The sequence below is a fragment of the Arthrobacter sp. P1_D4 genome (genome assembly GCF_056406115.1).
Window position 1 is genome coordinate 183,564 of record NZ_JBFUAU010000006.1, and the last position, 13,392, is coordinate 196,955.

Here is a 13,392-nt window from a genome sequence, read left to right on the forward strand (position 1 = left end):
GGCAACCCCGCCGACGAGAAAGGCCGGACTCCGCCCACGGGCAGGAGTCCGGCCTTTTCGCTGTCACGGCCGGCAGCGCCGGCAGTGGCGGGGCGCGACGGCCCTGGGACTAGCCGGCGTCGAAGGCGTCCTTGTCATCGTCGCGGTCCTTCGGCGACTTGTTCTCCGGCAGGTCCGTCCCGGAGCCGTCCGGCAGCCCCGCCGCGTCCTGTCCGGACTCAGAGGAGAAGGGCCGACCGGCGTCGGGCTCTTCCGTGTTGGCCCCGTCCATCTCCGCTTCCGACGACGGCACTGCCGCCTCGGAATTCTCCGAGGCGGCCGGGTCGAAGCCGGGGGTTGCGCTGGCGTTTTCTGAACTCATTTGTTCCTCCGCTCCTCCGAAGCGACCTGCTCCGGGTTCTCCTGCACTGTCTTGATCTTCTGCACCGAACTGGCTCAGGTCCGGCGCGCCGGCCGGATACGTCTCGCCGTCGGAGCTGTCCTGGTTCAGCCCGGCGGCGTCGAAGGCCTCCTCCTCGCGGGGCTGGGCGAATTTCTTCCCATCGCCGCCCATCTCCTGCTCGGCGGTCGGTGTGCCGTAGCCGCCCGCTTCCTCGGTGACGGTCTTGGGATCCTGCTGGTTTTCAGTCATGTCATTCCTCCTGGTACTGGAAACTGGTGCTGGAAATGGGACTAGCTGGCAGTGGACGGGTCCGGAGCGGGTTCAGAGGCCTTTGCCTCCGGTGACCGGAAGCACGGCTCCGGAAATGTAGGATCCGTGGTCGGAGGCGAGAAGGACATAGGCGGCCGCGAGCTCCGCCGGCTGCCCCGCCCGCTGCAGGGGCGTGTCCTGGCCGAAGGACGGGAGCTTGTCGGGCCATTCGGTGGCCGGAATCAGCGGTGTCCAGATGGGACCCGGGGCCACGGCGTTGACCCTGATGCCCTTGGGTCCGAGCTCCTGGGCCAGGGCTTTGGTGAAGGCCACCTGGGCCGCCTTGGTCATGGCGTAGTCAATGAGCCCCGGGGACGGGTTGAAGGCCTGGATTGACGCAGTGGTGATGATCGACGCACCCGCTTCCAGATGCGGGACCGCGGCACGGGCCGTCCAGAGCAGGGAGTACAGATTGGTTTTGAAAACTCGATCAAACTCTTCGGTGGGCAGTGATTCGAAGCTCTCGCGGTTCTTCTGGTAGGCCGCATTGAGCACCAGGACGTCGAGGCGCCCGAATTCGGCCAGCGTCGCCTTCACGATGTCAGCCGCGAAGTCCTCGCTGCGCCCGTCGCCGGGGAGAAGCAGGGCCTTGCGGCCGGCCTTTCGGATCCACTCGGCGGTGTCCTGCGCGTCGTCTTCTTCCTCCGGCAGGTAGGAGATGGCGACGTCGGCCCCCTCACGGGCGAAGGCGATCGCCACCGCCCTGCCGATCCCGGAGTCGCCGCCGGTGATCAGGGCGGCCTTGCCGCTCAGGGCACCGCTGCCGCGGTAGCTTTCCTCGCCGTGGTCCGGCTTGGGCTCCATAGGCGCGGTGAGGCCGGGCTGCTTCTGGACCTGTTCCGGGAACGGGCCGGAATGGTAGCCGGCGCGCGGATCGCGGGGCTGTTCGGGCTGCTTGGGCTGGTCCTGCCGTTCGCTTGAGTCGCTCATAGTCCACCTAACAACGTGTCGGTTTCCAGGGATGTTCATCGGTCCCGTGTGGCGGGGGTCCGCTGAATCCATCCCGGCGAAGTAATCAGTTTCTACCCTAACCACAATATCGTCAGCAAGCTTAGTACCAACTTGTTTTTGGCAACTCTCAAGCCTAGGTTGAGGGTGGGGCCGCATGTTGTGGCGGTTTCCTTGGTTTCAGGATTTTGCGGAGGAGTACCGATGACTGGCCCAGTAGTGCCGAAGAACGACGGCAGGGACGAGTCCGTTGCGGAGCGGATGGACCGCAACTGGGTCGAACTGCTGCAGGAACTGCGCGTACTGCAGACCGGCGTCCAGATTCTCGCCGGCTTCCTCCTGACGCTGCCGTTCCAGTCGCGCTTCGAGACGCTCGATGACTACCAGACCCGCCTGTATCTCGCCAACGTCGTCCTGGCGGCCCTGACCACGGCCACGATCCTGCTGCCTGTGAGCGTGCACCGCCGGCTGTTCCGGCAAGGGCTGAAGCAGGCCCTCGTGAGCAGCGCGGACATCATCGTCAGGTTTTCGTTGACCGGGGTGGGGCTGCTGAGCGTGGGCACCACCTCACTCATCTTCGATGTCACGGTAGGCCGGACGGCGGGCGTGATCGCCGGCGTCGGGCTGCTCGCCGTGCTGGTGCTGCTGCTGGTACTTGTCCCTGCCTGGATCCGTCGACGGGCCCGCAAAGAGGAGTCGCTATGACAAACGTTTCACATGAGCGCCACACCGCAGGCTCGGGAACCATGGGCAAGTGGGTCAAGGAACATGGACTGCTTCTAGCCAATATCGGGCTGTTCGTCGTGTTTTTCGGCGGCATGGTCCTGAGCGGGGCAAGCACCTACAGCGACGAGCAGCTTGCCCACGGCGAACCTGCCGTGACCGTCCTGCAGTACCTTGGCACCGGGAACTTCCTCGAGGCGACTTTCGAGAACTGGGAGTCGGAATTCCTGCAGATGGGCATGTACGTCATCCTCACCGTCTTCCTGTTCCAGAAGGGGTCCTCCGAGTCCAAGCCGATGGGCCGGACCTCCCCGCAGGACGAGGACCCCCGGCAGGCAAAGCTCAAAGAGTCCACGCCGTGGCCGGTGCGGCACGGCGGCTGGGTCCTCAAGCTCTACGAACACTCGCTTTCGATCATGTTCCTCCTGCTGTTCCTGGCGTCGATCGCCCTGCACGCGGTTGGCGGCGCGGAGGACTACAACAGTGACCAGGAGGCGCACGGACAGCCCACCGTGACGGTGCTGGGCTATCTGGCGACGAGCCGATTCTGGTTCGAGTCCTTCCAGAACTGGCAGAGCGAGTTCCTCGCCGTGGCGGTCCTGGTGGGCGCCTCGGTCTACCTGCGCGAGAAGGGCTCCCCCGAGTCCAAACCCGTGGCCGAACCGCACTACGAGACCGGCGCCTAGGCGGCAGGCCGGCCGGCACGGCCGGCCAGCCGGGGCGTCAGGCGCCTTCGAGGACCTGGCTGGTGACCCAGGTAAGGTACTTTGCGGCGTTTGCTACTGCGTCCTGGGGGCTGCCGGCGACGTCCAGCAGCTGCGCCGCGGCCACCACGCCGTGACGGGCAAGGTCCTCTGGGGTGACGAGGATCCGTCCGGCCACCACGACCACCGGAATGCCAAGGGCCTGGGCGGCATCGGCGAGGGCGATCGGCGCCTTGCCTGTCAGCGATTGGCTGTCCATGGAGCCTTCTCCGGTGATGACCAAATCAGCCACCGCGAGTTTCGCGTCCAGCCCGGTGAGGCCAGCCACCAGCTCGAAGCCGCCTTCCAGGGCGGCCGTGCTGAAGGCCAGGAACGACGCCGGAAACCCGCCGGCCGCTCCGGCGCCGGGCACGTTGACGTCCCGGCCGGTCCTCTGGCGCAGGACCGAGGCCCAGTTGCGCAGGCCTGCGTCGAGCAGCTCCACCGCATCGGCGTCGGCGCCTTTTTGCGGGCCGAACACGTGTGCCGCGCCGTCGCTGCCGAACAGCGGGTTTTGGACGTCGACGGCGATCCTGAACTTCACCCCGGCCAGCCGCGGGTCGAGGCCGCTGACGTCCACGGACGCGACGTCGGCAAGCGACCCGCCGCCGAGGGGCACCACGTTGCCGGCGGCGTCCAACGGCTTGAGTCCGAGGGCGCGGAGGGCCCCGCTGCCGCCGTCGCTCATGGCCGAACCGCCCACGCCCAGCACGATTTCCGTGGCACCGGCGTCTAGCGCGGCGGCGATCAGCTGGCCGCAGCCATAGCTGTGGGCGCGCAGCGCGTTGCCCGGTGTGGGCTCCATGTGCGCCAGCCCTGAGGCCTGCGCCGTTTCAATCACCGCGGTGGCCCCTCCGAAAGCATCCGCCCGGATGGCCCACGCGGCACCGATCGGGGCCAGGATCGGGCCGACAACCGCGTTGAGCCGTTCCTCGTAGCCGGCCGCGACGGCCGCCTCGAGCGTCCCTTCGCCGCCGTCGGCCACCGGAAACTGGATGGCGTCGGCCTCGGGGTAGACGCGCAGGGCGCCTTCGGCAATGGCCGCGGCGGCTTCGACGGCGGTGAGGGAGCCCTTGAACTTGTCCGGGGCGATGAGGATGCGCATGGCTCTATCCTGCCAGCCCGGCGGCCCCCGATGTTGCCCCATCGCCGGTGCAGGGACAAATCCGTGCCACTGGGAGTAACCTGTCTGCCACACATATTCCAGCCCGGGCCAGCCCCGGCAGAGGACAACGTTGGAAAGCAACGGATAGGGGGATCGGTGAGCCACTACGGACACGGCGTTCCGGGCGTGACTGAGTTACTGCTGGTGCGGCACGGTGAAAGCCAGGGCAACGTTGCCGCCACGCTGGCTCAGCAGGCCGGCGCGCATGTCATTGATGTCCCGGCCCGGGATGCGGATGTCGGATTGTCGGACACGGGACGGGAGCAGGCGCTGGCCCTGGGCAGGCTCCTCGCGGGCTACCCGGACGGCCGGCGCACGCCAGTCTGGTCCTCGCCCTACCTGCGCGCACGCCAGACTGCGGAACTCGCCGTCCAGACCGGCGGCTGGCAAACATCTGTCCTGATCGATGAGCGGCTGCGCGACCGTGAGCTCGGCATCCTGGACATGCTCACTTCGGCCGGGGTGGAAGCCCGCCTCCCGGAGGAGGCCGGCCGGCGGCGGTGGCTCGGCAAGTTCTACTACCGGCCCCCGGGCGGCGAGTCCTGGGCGGACGTGGTGCTGCGGCTTCGCTCGCTGCTCGCCGACCTCGACAACAGGCATCCGGGCGGGGGCGTCCTGCTGGTCTGCCACGACGCCGTGATCTTGCTCATCCGCTACATCCTGGAGGGGCTCTCGGAGGAGCAGCTGCTGGACATCGCGGCCGCGTCCACCATCCTCAACGCCTCCGTCAGCCGCTTCGTCCGGCCCGGCGGCCGGGGGGAATGGCAGCTGGAGGCGTTCAATATGGCCGACCACCTCACGAGCGAAGGTGTCCCGGTAACCCAGCACTCGGGAGACGCCGATGTCCACCCCCGCTAACTCCCGGCAGGCGAAACGCCGCCCCCGGGCCGAGGCCGTCACCCCCGCTTTGTTGCGCGCCTGGCCGCTCCCTGACGGCGGCTCCGGAAAGGATGACCGGGGCTCCGTGCTGGTGATCGGCGGTGCGCGCAAGACGCCCGGAGCGGCCTTGCTCGCCGGCGTCGCCGCCCTCCGCGCGGGCGCGGGCCGGCTGACCCTGGCCGTGGCGGAGTCCGTGGCGGTGCCGCTCGCCATCGCCCTGCCCGAAGCCGGTGTCCTTGGCCTGCCGGAAACAACGGCCGGGACCGTGGTCGGTTCCGCCGCCGGGTCCCTGGCCGCCGAGCTGGAAACCGCCGACGCCGTCCTGGTGGGGCCGGGCCTGGACGACAAGGACCAGACCACGGCGCTGCTGCGCGAGCTCCTCCAAGGCACCCCGGGCAGCCCGCCGTGCATTGTCCTGGATGCTTTTGCCCTGGCCAGCGTCCCGGAACTCGAAGCCGAACTGGCGCCGTGGGCCGGCCGGCTGATCCTGACCCCGAACATCACGGAGGCGGGCATCCTGCTCGGGCGGGAGGTCGAGGACCTGCACCGCCAGCTCCCTGAGGTGGCCGCCAAATACCGGGCCGTGGTCACGTGTCAGGGGGCCATCGCAGAACCCCGCAGCAGCAGGGCTGCCGCGTCCGGGGCCGGCCTCTGGGAAATCACCACAGGGCACAGCGGGCTGGGCACCTCGGGCAGCGGGGATGTCCTCTCCGGCGCCATCACCGGCCTCCGCGCCAGGGGAACGGGCAATGCGCAGGCCGCCTGCTGGGGAACGCATCTGCATGCTGCGGCCGGAGACCGCCTTGCCAGCCGGCTGGGCGGGCTGGGCTATCTCGCCCGGGAGCTAACCGACGAATTGCCGCCACTCATGATGGAACTTTCCGCCTGAGCGGTGCGATCCTTCAGGACCAGGTTCCGCGCTCCTGGAGGACCGATTTGAGCAGGTCCGCGCGGTCCGTGACAATCCCGTCGACGCCAAGGTCAAGCAGCCGGTGCATTTCCGCGGGCTCGTTGATTGTCCACACGTGGACCTGCAGTCCGTGCCGGTGTGCCCGCCGGATGAAGCCCGGCGTCACCACGGGCACGGCGCCGTAGCGGACGGGGACCTGCAGGGCGTGGACTCCGCGCAGTGCCCGGCGCACCACGGCGGACATCAGCGGCGTCGGCAGCACGGGGCCCAGCAGGACGAACACGGCGTTGGACACGATGCCGGCCGAGCTCGCGGCGGGACGGCTCAGCTGCTTCAGCACTGCCCGGCGCCGCCGGTCCGAGAAACTGGCCACCAGCACGCGGTCGTGCAATCCGTGGCGTTCAATCGCCGAGGCCAGGGTGCCCACGGAGTTCCAGTCCTTGACGTCGATATTGAGCCGGACGTCCGGGAAGGCAGCGATCAACTCATCGAACCGCGGGATCGGTTCGGTCCCGCCGATCCTGGCCCGGGCCACGGTTGAGGCCGGAAGGTCAGCGATTTGGCCCCGGCCCTCCGTGATCCGGTCCAGGGTCTTGTCGTGGAAAAGCACCAACACGCCGTCGGCCGTGGTGTGCACGTCCGTCTCCAGATGCCGGAACCCGAGGTCGACGGCGGCGCGGAACGCGGCCATCGAGTTCTCCAGCCCGTCCAGCGAAAAGCCCCGGTGGGCCAGCGCCAGCGGCGCCCGGGAACCGCCCGGGGCCGGGGTGGCGGCGCCCGCCGGGCCGCCGTCGCGATCCCCGCGAGGGGCAAAGTAGGGGTGCAGGTCAGTCACTCCTGAAGCGTACCCGAGCTTTGGGCCGCCGGGACCGGATTCGACCCGGGCTGGCGGGCCGATACTGGCGGGCCGGATCAGCGGGCCTCAGCGGGACGGCGTGTCAGGAGTCTGCTGGCGGATTTCGACGCCGTCGCTGCAGTGCAGCAGCGTGCGGCCGCGGCCGCCGTCGAGGTCGACCCAGACCACGCTGTGGTCCGCCGTCACGGCGTCCACAAGCCCACCGGTCTCAACGCCCGGGGCGAGCCGGACGCTGACGCGGTCACCCTGGCGCAGCTGCCGCCAGTGCCGGTCCGGTTCCACCGGGTGAAGGGGTTGTTCGTCCGTGTTGTTGATGCGGTGCCTGGCCATGATGTCCCCACTCTCGGTCAAACGTTTCGTCGCGAGCTTTCAGCCTAGGAGGCCAAGGTGAACGCCAGTTGACCGTCCGCTGGGAATCCGGTGTCCACCGTGAACCGTGCGATCGGTGCGGGGACCGGGCCGGGTGCGGGGACGTGAGGCCGCGCCGGGGGCCGGGACCCGGGCCGGGGGCGGGCGCGGGGACCCGGGCCGGGGGCGGGCGCGGGGACCCGGGCCGGGGGCGGGCGTGGGGACATGGGACCTGAGGCGGGCGTGGGGATGGACCTGGGTCTGGGTTTTAGGGCAGCCGGACGCCGAGCTCGGCGAGCTTTGACTCGAGGATCTGGGCGACGCCGTCGTCGTCGAAGTGCGGGGCCTGCCGGCCGGCGGCCCGGATCGCTTCCGGGTGGCCGCTGGCCATCGCGTAGCCGTGCCCGGCCCAGCGAAGCATCTCGATGTCGTTGGGCATGTCCCCGAATGCCACCACGTCCGCGGCGCCGATGCCGAGGGACGACGCATATTCAGCCAGGGCCACGGCCTTGTTCACGCCGGGCAGGGACAGCTCGAGGAGGGCCATGTTCGGCGCCGAGTGCGTCGCGGCGGCCAGATGGGCGACGGCGGGCGTCACCTCGGCCAGGAACTCGTCGGCGGTGCCTTCGCGGACAATGGCCAGGAACTTCGCCACGGCGTCCGCCTCGGTGAGGGTGGTGTGAAGCGGGGCCGGGGTGAATTCCCCGAGCAGTTCGCTCGAGCCGTTTTCGATAAAGCCCGGTTCCAGATGGAAGCCGGTCAGGGTTTCGGCGGCAAACAGCGCGGAGGGACGCAGCCGCTTGATGATGCGGCGGACCTCGAACATGGCGTCGAGGTCCAGTGTCCGCGCCGAGAGCAGGCGGTCCGCCTCGAGGTCCCACACGACGGCGCCGTTGGAGCAGATGACCGTTCCGGTATGCCCCAGCTGGTCCTGCAGGGGGTGGAGCCAGCGCGGCGGCCGTCCGGTGACGAACACCAGTTCCAGCCCGGCGTCGCGGCAGGCGTTGAACGCGCGGACGGTCCGGTCGCTGATTTTGCCGTCATGGCCGAGGATCGTTCCGTCAATGTCACTTGCTACCAGCCGCATAGTGCCAGTCTACGTGCGCCGGGGCGGCAGGCCCTCGCGGCCGCATTCGCCGAGTTCGCCGGACCGCGTCGGGTTCGCCGGACAATCACGGCGAATTGGGCAGGTTCCGACGAGCTCGGCGTCAGGGGCGACAGGGACGGCGGCAGGTGGCGGCGGGCGGGCAGGCGGGGCGACGGCGAGCTCGGCGGAGGCGGGCTCAGTGGCGTTCGAAGATGCCGGTCAGCGTGCCCCGGCCCAGGGTGTGCTGCGACAGCTTCGCCTCCAGACTGCCCGGGGCGGTGCGCTCGTTGAGTCCGGAAGGTGCGATGTCGAGCGCGTGGACGGTGATGACATACCGGTGCGGCCCGTGTCCGGGAGGCGGTGCGGCGCCCAGGTAGCCATGGAACCCGGCGTCGTTCTTCAACTGGATGGCGCCCGCGGGAAGGAGCCTGCCGCCCTCGGCGCCCGCACCTGCCGGTAACGAGGTGACGTCGGCGGGGACGTCCAGCACGGCCCAGTGCCAGAAGCCGCCGCGCCCCGGGGCATCGGGGTCGAACATCGTCACCGCGTAGCCCTTGGTGCCGGCCGGGGCGCCGCTCCAGCTCAGCTGCGGGGATTCGTCCTGGCCGCCGGCGCGCATTTTGCCGCTGCGCTGGGCGGCCGGGAGCGTCTGGCCCTCCGCGTAGGATTCACTGCGGACGGGGAACACCGGAACATCGTGGCGTGTCATGGCTGCCTTTCACTCACTGCAGGGGCTGGGCCCCCATTTCCATCCGTGCCAGTTCCGCGCGCGTGGGCGGGTTCGCGCCGGCGCGGGACACGGTGACCGCTGCTGCCCGGGAGGCATGGGCGAGGACATCGCGGAGGCTTTCGGCGGAGAGTTCGCGCAGGCCCTTGCGGTTTTGTGCCCCGTCCAGGCCCAGATCCACCACGCCGGACAGGAGCGCGGCCATGAACGAATCCCCGGCGCCGACCGTGTCCGCGACGTTGATCTCAGGGGCGGGGAACTGCGCCTCACCGGCAGCGTTGATGCCCCAGGGCCCCTTGCTGCCGCGGGTCACCACCACCATCGCCGGCCCTTCGGAACCGCCCATCGCCTGCCAGCGGCGGGCCGAGTCCAGCGGGTCCACGCCCGGGTAGAGCCATTCGAGGTCCTCGTCGGAGGCCTTCACAACGTCGGCGAGGCGCACAAACTTTTCGGCCTGCCCGCGGGCGTAGTCCACGTCCGGGATGATGCTGGGTCGGCAATTGGGGTCGAAGCTGATGGTGGCGGACGGGTGGGCGCGCTCGACGGCGGCAAACACGTCGGCGGCGCCCGGCGCCAGCATGGTGGCGATCGAACCGGTGTGCAGCAGCGTGGTTCCCTGAAGCAGGAACGGCAGGCGCGCCGCGACGCCGGGAAGCTCCCAGGCGAGGTCGAATGTGTACGTGGCGGCGCCGGCGTCGTCGATCAGGGCGGCGGCCACACTGGTGGGCAGCTCGTCGGGTCCCAGCGGGAGCAGCACGGAGCTCGACTTCAGGTGCGCGGCGAGGGCCTCACCATACGCATCGCGGCCGTAGCGGCCGATGAACTGGACCGGATGGTCCAGCCGCGCCAGCCCCACGGCCACGTTGAGGGGGCTGCCGCCGACATGGGCCTGGACGCCGGAGGACCGCTGGACTACATCAACCAGCCCCTCGCCAATAACTGTGAGCATGACCATACTCTGCCAGAGAATGCCCTCCGGTGCCGTGTGTTGCGCCCGCCTCCCGTTTCCGCCGTGCCGGCGTCACTGCCGGCGCTCCCGGGCCGCAGGCGCTCAGGCCGCGGTGGTGTCCAGCACGATCCCCGCGGACGCGGCGTGGGCAAACCTGGCATCGATGTGGACCACGTCCCGGCCTGCCCGCTGCAGGAGGCTGGCGGCGACCCCGGCACGGTACCCGGAACCGCAGTGCACCCAGAGTTTCCCGGCGGGAATGTCCCCGAGGCGCAGCAACAGCTCGTGCAGCGGCACGTTGACCGCGCCCACCACACGGGCGGCGGCGAATTCGTCGGCCCGGCGCACGTCCAGGACGGTGTCCTCAGGCGCCCGGCCGGCGAGCACGCCGTCCCAGCCCACGCGCGGGTAGGAGGCGAGCCCGGCCTGCGGGGCGAGGGCGTGCGGCTCGGAACCGAGCGCGGCGTCGGGGGATTCGATGCCGATCCGGGAGAGGTCGCGGATGGCGTTCTCAACGTCTTCCCGCGAGCCCACCAGGGTCAGCGGTTCGCGCCACGGCAGCACCCAGCCGAGATAGGTGGTGAAACTGGAGCCGGCGCCATACTCAAAACTGACGCTGCCCTTGAGGTGGCTGTTGGCGAACGCCACGCGCCGGCGCAGGTCCACCACCCACTCGCCGCCGGCCAGGCGCCGGGTGAGTTCGGCGGCATCGAGCGATGCCGGAACGGCCAGCTCGGCAGGGCCCGGGCCCCGGACATTGGCCGGACTCATGTGCGCGTAGTAGGAGGGGTGGTCCGTGAGGTTGGCGATGAGTTGGCGGACGAAGTGGTCCTCATCGGGGTCCGTTAGGGCGTGGTTGGCGGCAAGCTGCTCGCCGATGGTGGAGGACCGGGCACCGCTGGCGGGTCCGGAGGAGCAGAACGAGCCGAATCCGTGGGTCGGGAACAGCGCCGCGTCAGGGCCGGCCTCGGCGGCGAGGCGACGGACCGAAGCGTACTGGTCGTGGGTCAAGCCAACCGTGTCCGCCTCGGCGACAAGGTCCGGGCGGCCCACCGAGCCATACAGGAGGCTGCCGCCCGAGAAGACAGCCTGCTTCCCGCCGTCGTCCACGATGAACGACAGGTGGGTATGCGTGTGGCCGGGCGTGGCGACCGCCTTGACGGTAAGCGAGCCCACGCGGACTGTTTGGCCGTCCGTGATGGGAGTGCGCTCGAACCCGACGGCGTCGGCGGCGTTGACGAGATAGCTGGCGCCGTGGGCGCGGGCCAGGATCAGCCCGCCGGTGATGTAGTCATTGTGCATGTGCGTTTCGGCCACGTGCGTGATGGCTACCCCGGCGTCACGGGCGGCCGCCTCGATGCGGTCCGTGTCGCGCTGCGGGTCGATCGCCAGCGCCACCGAGCCGTCGTGGACCAGGTAGCTGCGGTCCCCGAGCTGCGGGGTCTCGATGACGATGACTTCCATGGTCCCTCCGGTGCGGTCAGCCCCTTGAAGGTCAGCCCCGGTTGACGGGGTGTCCCTCGTCCTGCCACTTCATGATCCCGCCGGTGACGTTGACGGCGTCGTATCCCTGGTCCTCCAGGTAGGTGGCGGCCTGGGCACTGCGGCCCCCGGCGGCGCACATGACGTAGACGGTGCCGCTGGCCGGGACCTCGGCGAGGGACTGGACGAACCGTGAGAGCGGGATGCTCCGGGCGCCGGGAACGCGGACGGCGACGTATTCGTCTTCCTCGCGGACATCGACGATTTCGGTGGCGTCGCCCAGGGCGGCCAGGTCCTTGACGGAAATGCTCTTCATGCCTGTTCCTTTCGCGGGCGCCGGACGGCCCGGCGCGCGTATTCCAGCTCAATCAATGATACCCCTTGGGGTATCATTGACCCTCCGGACGGCCCCTCCCGCCACACCCCAAATATAGCCCGTCGGCCTGGCCTGCCAACCTAGCCTGCGGGGCGGTCCTGCTGGTAGACGTCCGGGATGCCGTCGTGGTCCGAGTCGACCTGTTCCGCCTCCTCCGCACGCCGGTACTGGTGGTTGCGTGTGCGGAGCACCGTGGTGGCGAGGAGCGCGGCGAGCAGTGAGGCCGCGAGGATCCCTACCTTCGCGTGGTCTTCGTGCGCAGTGCCCTGGCCGAAGCTCAACTCGGCAAGCAGCAGCGAGACCGTGAAACCGATGCCGGCGAGGATGGCGAGGCCGAAGACGTCGATCCACTTGAAGGACGCGTCCAGGCGTGCCCGCGTGACTTTGGTGATGAGCCATGTGGTGCCGAGGATCCCCGCCGGCTTTCCGGCAACCAGCGCCACGATGATGCCCACCGCCACGGGGTCCGTCAGGGCGGCGCCGAGGCCCTGCCAGCCGCCTATGGCCACCCCGGCGGAAAAGAACGCGAAGACCGGGACGGCGATCCCGGCCGAGATGGGGCGGAACCGGTGTTCGAAAATCTCCGCCAGGCCCGGGCCGGCTTCAGGGCCGCCGCTGGCCTTCGAACGTTTGACGGGAATGGCAAATCCGAGCAGGACCCCGGCCACGGTGGCGTGGATGCCTGATGCGTGCACGAGGGCCCACGTCGCGAAGCCGAGCGGCAGCAGGATCACCCAGGCTGCGGCTGCGTGCGTGCCGAAGAACCGCCGGTATTTGTGCGCCAGGAACGTGTAGAGGCCCAGCGGGAGCAGGGCCAGCAGGAACGGCTCGGGGTGGAGATCGCTGGTGTAGAAGATCGCGATGATGGCGATGGCCAGGAGGTCGTCGACGACGGCGAGGGTCAGCAGGAAGATCCGCAGCGCACTGGGCAGGTGGGAACCGATGAGCGCCAGCACCGCGACGGCGAAGGCGATGTCGGTGGCGGTGGGAATGGCCCAGCCGTGCAGCGTTTCGGGACCGGAGAGGTTAATGGCCGCGTAGATGAGTGCCGGAACGGCCACACCGCCAACGGCGGCGGCCACCGGAACCACGGATTTGCTCGGCTGGCGCAGGTCGCCGGCAACGAACTCGCGCTTGAGTTCGAGCCCCACCAGGAAGAAGAAGATGGCCAGCAGGCCGTCGGCGGCCCACGCGCCCAGGCTCAGGTCCAGATGCCAGGGCGCGTAGCCGATGGTGAAGTCGCGCAGCGCGAAGTAACTCTCCGAGGCCGGGGAGTTGGCCCAGATAAGGGCCACCATCGCCGCGGCGACCAGCAGGGCGCCGCCCACGGTTTCCTTGCGGAGGATCTCGCCGATCCGCAGGGCCTCGGCATAGCTGCCCCGGCCGAAAATGGTGAGGCGGGGCGGCGAAGGAGGGGGCGGTGTTGGTGAAGAGGGTGTTGGCGAAGGGGGCAGGGCGCTCATGGGATCCTCAAAATGGGGTCGACGGAACTATGCCGACCAGACTTC

At 69.5% G+C, this 13,392-nt stretch carries 15 protein-coding genes; 4 read left to right on the forward strand and 11 right to left on the reverse strand.

Annotation, left to right across the window (positions count from 1 at the left end; all coding sequences use genetic code 11):
* Positions 1–109: 109 nt before the first annotated feature.
* Positions 110–631 (reverse strand): hypothetical protein, encoded by a 522-nt coding sequence (locus AC1D0A_RS07420; protein WP_476945475.1) that lies wholly within the window; start codon positions 629–631, stop codon positions 110–112.
* Positions 632–703: 72 nt separating this feature from the next.
* Positions 704–1,621 carry an SDR family oxidoreductase gene (locus AC1D0A_RS07425; protein WP_476856099.1) on the reverse strand — a complete coding sequence of 306 codons (918 nt, stop codon included), beginning with the start codon at positions 1,619–1,621 and terminating at the stop codon, positions 704–706.
* 222 nt (positions 1,622–1,843) lie between these two features.
* Between AC1D0A_RS07425 and AC1D0A_RS07430 the strand changes: the two genes are divergently transcribed.
* Positions 1,844–2,344: a DUF6328 family protein gene (locus AC1D0A_RS07430; protein WP_028275968.1), complete on the forward strand. Its 501-nt coding sequence runs from the start codon at positions 1,844–1,846 to the stop codon at positions 2,342–2,344.
* A complete protein-coding gene (locus AC1D0A_RS07435) occupies positions 2,341–3,048 on the forward strand; it encodes a DUF6766 family protein (RefSeq protein WP_253906706.1) in 708 nt (235 codons plus the stop codon). The genes AC1D0A_RS07430 and AC1D0A_RS07435 overlap by 4 nt, the downstream gene beginning before the upstream one ends.
* Before the next feature lie 37 nt (positions 3,049–3,085).
* On the opposite strand, the gene AC1D0A_RS07440 is transcribed toward AC1D0A_RS07435, so the two are convergent.
* Positions 3,086–4,210 carry a glycerate kinase gene (locus AC1D0A_RS07440; protein ID WP_459383586.1) on the reverse strand — a complete coding sequence of 375 codons (1,125 nt, stop codon included), beginning with the start codon at positions 4,208–4,210 and terminating at the stop codon, positions 3,086–3,088.
* 186 nt (positions 4,211–4,396) lie between these two features.
* Between AC1D0A_RS07440 and AC1D0A_RS07445 the strand changes: the two genes are divergently transcribed.
* Both AC1D0A_RS07445 and AC1D0A_RS07450 read left to right on the forward strand, forming a co-directional pair.
* On the forward strand, positions 4,397–5,128 hold the full coding sequence (locus AC1D0A_RS07445; protein WP_459383585.1) for a histidine phosphatase family protein: 732 nt from the start codon (positions 4,397–4,399) through the stop codon (positions 5,126–5,128).
* Complete coding sequence (locus tag AC1D0A_RS07450; protein ID WP_476945476.1) at positions 5,112–6,038, forward strand: NAD(P)H-hydrate dehydratase; 927 nt, start codon at positions 5,112–5,114, stop codon at positions 6,036–6,038. Before AC1D0A_RS07445 ends, AC1D0A_RS07450 begins: the two co-directional genes overlap by 17 nt.
* A 13-nt stretch (positions 6,039–6,051) precedes the next feature.
* Here the strand turns inward: AC1D0A_RS07450 and AC1D0A_RS07455 are convergent, their stop codons facing one another.
* From AC1D0A_RS07455 to nhaA, 8 genes are all read right to left on the reverse strand, one after another.
* Positions 6,052–6,894 (reverse strand): glycerophosphodiester phosphodiesterase family protein, encoded by an 843-nt coding sequence (locus AC1D0A_RS07455; RefSeq protein WP_028275963.1) that lies wholly within the window; start codon positions 6,892–6,894, stop codon positions 6,052–6,054.
* Between the two features lie 87 nt (positions 6,895–6,981).
* The gene (locus AC1D0A_RS07460) at positions 6,982–7,245 is read right to left on the reverse strand and encodes a hypothetical protein (protein WP_476945477.1); all 264 of its coding nucleotides are present in this window, start codon (positions 7,243–7,245) and stop codon (positions 6,982–6,984) included.
* A gap of 286 nt (positions 7,246–7,531) precedes the next feature.
* Entirely contained in the window at positions 7,532–8,350 is an 819-nt protein-coding gene (locus AC1D0A_RS07465; protein ID WP_459383583.1) for an HAD family hydrolase, read from the reverse strand.
* Positions 8,351–8,546: 196 nt separating this feature from the next.
* Entirely contained in the window at positions 8,547–9,059 is a 513-nt protein-coding gene (locus tag AC1D0A_RS07470; protein ID WP_476945478.1) for a YbhB/YbcL family Raf kinase inhibitor-like protein, read from the reverse strand.
* Between the two features lie 13 nt (positions 9,060–9,072).
* A complete protein-coding gene (locus tag AC1D0A_RS07475; RefSeq protein WP_476945479.1) occupies positions 9,073–10,026 on the reverse strand; it encodes a carbohydrate kinase family protein in 954 nt (317 codons plus the stop codon).
* Positions 10,027–10,128: 102 nt separating this feature from the next.
* Positions 10,129–11,490 (reverse strand): MBL fold metallo-hydrolase, encoded by a 1,362-nt coding sequence (locus AC1D0A_RS07480; RefSeq protein ID WP_476945480.1) that lies wholly within the window; start codon positions 11,488–11,490, stop codon positions 10,129–10,131.
* 31 nt (positions 11,491–11,521) lie between these two features.
* Positions 11,522–11,824, reverse strand: coding sequence for a rhodanese-like domain-containing protein (locus AC1D0A_RS07485; protein WP_028275958.1), 303 nt, complete (start codon positions 11,822–11,824; stop codon positions 11,522–11,524).
* A 140-nt stretch (positions 11,825–11,964) separates the two neighbouring features.
* Entirely contained in the window at positions 11,965–13,347 is a 1,383-nt protein-coding gene (nhaA, locus tag AC1D0A_RS07490) for a Na+/H+ antiporter NhaA (protein ID WP_028275957.1), read from the reverse strand.
* Between the last annotated feature and the right edge of the window lie 45 nt (positions 13,348–13,392).

Coding starts and splice junctions, on each gene's coding strand:
- AC1D0A_RS07420 (WP_476945475.1), bottom strand. CDS start 631: ATGACTGAAAACCAGCAGGATCCCAAGACCGTCACCGAGGAAGCGGGC.
- AC1D0A_RS07425 (WP_476856099.1), bottom strand. CDS start 1,621: ATGAGCGACTCAAGCGAACGGCAGGACCAGCCCAAGCAGCCCGAACAG.
- AC1D0A_RS07430 (WP_028275968.1), top strand. CDS start 1,844: ATGACTGGCCCAGTAGTGCCGAAGAACGACGGCAGGGACGAGTCCGTT.
- AC1D0A_RS07435 (WP_253906706.1), top strand. CDS start 2,341: ATGACAAACGTTTCACATGAGCGCCACACCGCAGGCTCGGGAACCATG.
- AC1D0A_RS07440 (WP_459383586.1), bottom strand. CDS start 4,210: ATGCGCATCCTCATCGCCCCGGACAAGTTCAAGGGCTCCCTCACCGCC.
- AC1D0A_RS07450 (WP_476945476.1), top strand. CDS start 5,112: ATGTCCACCCCCGCTAACTCCCGGCAGGCGAAACGCCGCCCCCGGGCC.
- AC1D0A_RS07460 (WP_476945477.1), bottom strand. CDS start 7,245: ATGGCCAGGCACCGCATCAACAACACGGACGAACAACCCCTTCACCCG.
- AC1D0A_RS07465 (WP_459383583.1), bottom strand. CDS start 8,350: ATGCGGCTGGTAGCAAGTGACATTGACGGAACGATCCTCGGCCATGAC.
- AC1D0A_RS07470 (WP_476945478.1), bottom strand. CDS start 9,059: ATGACACGCCACGATGTTCCGGTGTTCCCCGTCCGCAGTGAATCCTAC.
- AC1D0A_RS07475 (WP_476945479.1), bottom strand. CDS start 10,026: ATGCTCACAGTTATTGGCGAGGGGCTGGTTGATGTAGTCCAGCGGTCC.
- AC1D0A_RS07480 (WP_476945480.1), bottom strand. CDS start 11,490: ATGGAAGTCATCGTCATCGAGACCCCGCAGCTCGGGGACCGCAGCTAC.
- AC1D0A_RS07485 (WP_028275958.1), bottom strand. CDS start 11,824: ATGAAGAGCATTTCCGTCAAGGACCTGGCCGCCCTGGGCGACGCCACC.
- nhaA (WP_028275957.1), bottom strand. CDS start 13,347: ATGAGCGCCCTGCCCCCTTCGCCAACACCCTCTTCACCAACACCGCCC.